At 64.5% G+C, this 3966-nt stretch carries 7 protein-coding genes and 1 pseudogene; 5 read left to right on the top strand and 3 right to left on the bottom strand.

Features of this window, described 5'->3' with window-relative positions; translation table 11 throughout:
• Nucleotides 1-24: 24 nt before the first annotated feature.
• A complete protein-coding gene (locus tag AB0P06_RS36645; RefSeq protein ID WP_363615304.1) occupies nucleotides 25-243 on the bottom strand; it encodes a hypothetical protein in 219 nt (72 codons plus the stop codon).
• 112 nt (nucleotides 244-355) lie between these two features.
• Here AB0P06_RS36645 and AB0P06_RS36650 point away from each other — a divergent pair.
• The 4 genes and pseudogenes from AB0P06_RS36650 to AB0P06_RS36665 all read left to right on the top strand — a co-directional run.
• A pseudogene (locus AB0P06_RS36650) lies at nucleotides 356-565 on the top strand (helix-turn-helix transcriptional regulator); the annotation flags it as partial.
• A gap of 18 nt (nucleotides 566-583) precedes the next feature.
• Complete coding sequence (locus AB0P06_RS36655) at nucleotides 584-1192, top strand: DUF5753 domain-containing protein (RefSeq protein ID WP_363615315.1); 609 nt, start codon at nucleotides 584-586, stop codon at nucleotides 1190-1192.
• Nucleotides 1189-1401: a DUF397 domain-containing protein gene (locus AB0P06_RS36660; protein WP_363615306.1), complete on the top strand. Its 213-nt coding sequence runs from the start codon at nucleotides 1189-1191 to the stop codon at nucleotides 1399-1401. Before AB0P06_RS36655 ends, AB0P06_RS36660 begins: the two co-directional genes overlap by 4 nt.
• A 204-nt stretch (nucleotides 1402-1605) precedes the next feature.
• A complete protein-coding gene (locus AB0P06_RS36665; RefSeq protein WP_363615308.1) occupies nucleotides 1606-1806 on the top strand; it encodes a DUF397 domain-containing protein in 201 nt (66 codons plus the stop codon).
• A gap of 141 nt (nucleotides 1807-1947) precedes the next feature.
• Here the strand turns inward: AB0P06_RS36665 and AB0P06_RS36670 are convergent, their stop codons facing one another.
• A complete protein-coding gene (locus AB0P06_RS36670; RefSeq protein WP_363615310.1) occupies nucleotides 1948-2118 on the bottom strand; it encodes a hypothetical protein in 171 nt (56 codons plus the stop codon).
• 148 nt (nucleotides 2119-2266) lie between these two features.
• Nucleotides 2267-3481: a helix-turn-helix transcriptional regulator gene (locus AB0P06_RS36675; RefSeq protein WP_363615312.1), complete on the bottom strand. Its 1215-nt coding sequence runs from the start codon at nucleotides 3479-3481 to the stop codon at nucleotides 2267-2269.
• Nucleotides 3482-3687: 206 nt separating this feature from the next.
• Here AB0P06_RS36675 and AB0P06_RS36680 point away from each other — a divergent pair, with 206 nt between their 5' ends.
• The gene (locus AB0P06_RS36680) at nucleotides 3688-3888 is read left to right on the top strand and encodes a DUF397 domain-containing protein (protein WP_363615313.1); all 201 of its coding nucleotides are present in this window, start codon (nucleotides 3688-3690) and stop codon (nucleotides 3886-3888) included.
• Nucleotides 3889-3966 lie beyond the last annotated feature (78 nt).

Here is a 3966-nt window from a genome sequence, read left to right on the forward strand (position 1 = left end):
TCGCCCGGTTGAGGATCGGCCCCATCAGACCATCTCCCGGTGCGACTCGAACCCCCGCCAGGCCTTCTCCGCGACGGAGAAGGAGGAGAAGCCGCTCAGCGATCCGTCGCCGTCTCTCAGCCCCTCCCCCGTGATCTCGTTTCGCACCCGGTAGAGCCGGGCGGCGGGATCCCAGCGGATCCCGTAGCCGTGGAGGTTGGTGGACGGGTCGTCCGGTCTGGGCTGAGTCTGGGCATGGTTCATGGGAACCCTCCGCTTACGAGCTTTCACGTTCTGTGCCCATGGTGGCCTGTCGACAGCTACCATCGGAAGCGAAATTGGTTTTGACTTTCCGGCTGTCCAAGTTGGGGCAATCATGGTTAACCGCAAGGAGCTTGATCCATCCTCAGGCCGGTGGGCGCCCTTTGGGGTGCAACTTCGCAGGTCACGCGAGACAGCCGGGCTCACGCAGGCGCAGTTGGCCGCGTGTGTCGGGTTCCACTACTCAACGGTCTCCTTCGCCGAACTTGGCACGAAGCAACCCTCGCTCCGCTTCGCTCGTGCGGCTGACCAGGCCCTGGGGACACAGGGCACCTTGGCCCTCATGTGGCAGCAGGCGAACAACTCGGCCGGTCTCGCCGAGGGATTCACAGAGTTCACGCGCCATGAGGCGCAGGCCACTGAGATAAGGCTGTTCGAGATCGGCATCATCCCCGGCCTGTTCCAGACTCGGGCCTATGCCGAGGCCGAACTGGGAGGCACGGTGGACCTTGGCGAGATCACTACCGACCAGGCCGAGGAGCGACTCGACTTCCGGTTGGCCAGACAGAAGCTTCTGACTCACACCCCTCCACCCCTCATCTACGCCGCACTGGATGAGAGCGCCTTGCGATGGCAGCTCGGCGGCCCGGACGTCATGGCCGAACAGCTTGAGCATCTCGAAGAACTAGCGGAGGAACCCCACATCCTGTTGCAGGTCGTGCCGTTCACCATGGGAGTGCTCAGGCCCTTCCGGTCGGCTGTCACCTTGCTGACCATTGGTGACAATGGCCAACTGGCTTACACAGAAACGCTGCACCGCGGTTTCCTGGAGCGAGATCGAGCAGCCGTCATGACCTGGCGCAGGCGCTACGATCGTCTCCAGGTGGACGCGCCTCCCCAGGCAGAGTCCCTGGCCATGATCAGAAGAATCCGGAAGGAACTGGCACCATGAGCTCCAGCCTCGACCTGTCATCCGCCCACTGGGTGAAGTCCTCCCACAGCTCCGATGGAGGCCAGTGCGTTGAGGTGGCACCCAACTACCCGAACGCTGTGCCCGTTCGCGACTCCAAGAACCCCCACGGTCCCGTCCTCGTCTTCCCGGCCGACGCCTGGCAGTCCTTCGTCACCGCCGTCCGCGCCGACGACTTCGGACCCGCCTGAACACACCACACCCAGGCGCCACTACCCCAACCGGGGCGGCGGCGCCTTCCTCAACCCCACCAACAAGCCCAACCACCCCCAACCCAGCCGCAATCGCCACACCCTGGCGGCTTGGCGCAGACGCTACGATCGACTCCAGGTCAAAAGCCCGATGCGACCCACGCTCTTGGACATGATCAGTCAGACCCGGAAGGATCTACCGACATGACGCTCGACCAAGCAAACTGGCGCAAGAGCACCTACAGCACCGACGGAGGCCAGTGCATTGAGGTCGCCGACGGCCTCAGCGGAGTGATTCCTGTTCGGGACAGCAAGGACCCGAACGGTCCCACCCTCGTCTTCCCGGCTGACGCCTGGCAGTCCTTCGTCACCGCCGTCCGCGCCGACGACTTCGGACCCGCCTGAACACGCCACACCCAGGCGCCGCCACCCTGACCGGGGCGACGACACTTCTCTCAAAGCCCAACCACCCCACACACAGCCGCAATCACTCCAAAGCGGCCTCCCGCCACTGCTCGCCGGCCGCCCGGTTGAGGATCGGCCCCATCAGACCATCTCCCGGTGCGACTCGAACCCCCGCCAGGCCTTCTCCGCGACGGAGAAGGAGGAGAAGCCGCTCAGCGATCCGGAGGAGTCGCGCAGCCACTCCCCCGTGATCTCGTTGCGCACCCGGTAGAGCCGGACGGCGGGATCCCAGCGGATCCCGTAGCCGTGCAATTTAGTGGTCGGCTCGCCGAGGGCCGGAGGCCGCGCGACATCCAGTCGGACATCCCCTGTCATGATGTGACTCCTCTCCGTATTGGTATGAAGAGGTTCTCGCCACCGGCTTGCGGCTACCAGGGATGAAACGTCCTAGTTCTGACTCCTAATCAGCCAGGCCAAGGAATCTTGCGAGCTTCCGAAGACCCGGAGGCCTAGCGGATCCCGCCCAAAGGTCAGAGACGATCGCCACCGCCAGCGTATGGTGACGCATCCAGCCGGGGGCGGTCCGTTGGAGCCGTTCCAGTGCCGCCACTGCCCCTCTGGCGTTCCCAAGGTCCGCGTACGCTCGCGCCACGTCGAGAAAGAGCCATGCCCGCCACGAGGGCGGAATCTCCACACCAAAGCGAACACCTCGCGCGAGGGCCAACGCCTCGTCAGAACGTCCATGTTGAACAGCAAGACGCACGCGCTTGATCCGAACAGACGACTCGCTGAAGACGCTGACCATTCGACTGTCCTCAGGCGGCGGCATCTCCGCCAACCGCACAGTCGCCCGCTCCGCAGTCCCCATCATTTCGGACGCACCGTCATAGTCGCCACCAAGACTGGTACTGATCGCTCCTGCCATGATCAGCCCACCCCAGACGCGGAGCCCTTCCGCGCTGGAAGCGTGCTCGCGCTCGACTCCATCGGCAGCGTGAACCGCCAGCGTACGAGAATCATCCAATCGGTTCTGACGCTGGTACGCCCACGACACAGAGTTGCAGAGCATCGCTGCCAGCAAGGGATCCTCGGCGGAATCGGCAGCCGAAATTGCTCGTTCGAGACTGGAGACGCCGAGATCTGTCTTGCCGAACCGAATAGCAAGGTGGCCACCCAGCTGGAGAGCCTTCCCCAAGGCATGATGACCTGCCAATCGCTCACGCCCCTTGCTTGAAGCAGCGGCGCGCCTGGCGTCCACGATGACGCCAGGCAGAATCTCCATGAGCCTGCCAAAGTCTGCAGCGTGGTAGAGGGTCCACCCATCGGCGATCTCAGCCTTCAACAGAGCAAGTGACAGCCACTCTGCCCCGTCCGGGCTGGGAAGCGGGGTGAACAACGACGGCATAATGGCGCGGCGTAGAGAGACCAGTTCCGCCGGCTCCACATCGCCCGTCGACGGAACGGCCGGCGGATCACCCAGCAACGCAGTCAGCTCGACGCCAAGTCCCTTGGCCAGCGCATGAAGTGTGGGCAGCCGTGCCGAGTGCTTGCGCTGCTGTTCGAGTTTCCGAACCACATCCACGGACACGCCCGACTTCTCCGCCAGGGCTTCCTGCGTGAGGTCGGCCAAGCGGCGCAACCGACGTAGCCGCTCCCCAAGGTGGTCGTTCGCCATATGCCAGACATTACGCCTGAACAGGCAACGGCCTGAACCACTCGGCAATCTTGCTGGCGCCGCTGCCAAGTTCGACCACGCCCGCACAGCCGCAATCGCACCACTGTGGCGACATCGCTCAGACGCTACGATCGATTCCAGGTCGAAGACACGATGTGACCCGCGCTCTTGGACATGATCCGTCAAACCCGGAAGGATCTGCCGACATGACGCTCGACCAAGCAAACTGGCGCAAGAGCACCTACAGCGGTCAAGGCGGCGAGTGCATCGAGGTCGCCGACGACTACCCCGCCATCGTCCCGGTCCGCGACTCGAAGGACCCGCACGGCCCCGCCCTCGTCTTCCCGGCCGACGCCTGGCAGTCCTTCGTCACCGCCGTCCGCGCCGGCGACTTCGGACCCGCCTGAACGCACCACACCCTGGCGCCGCCGCCCCCCCCCCCGGCCGCGCCGCCGCGAAAAAACCCCCCAACCAAAAACACAACC

This window comes from Kitasatospora sp. NPDC088351 (assembly GCF_040685575.1).
In the GTDB taxonomy this organism is placed as follows: Bacteria; Actinomycetota; Actinomycetes; order Streptomycetales; family Streptomycetaceae; genus Kitasatospora.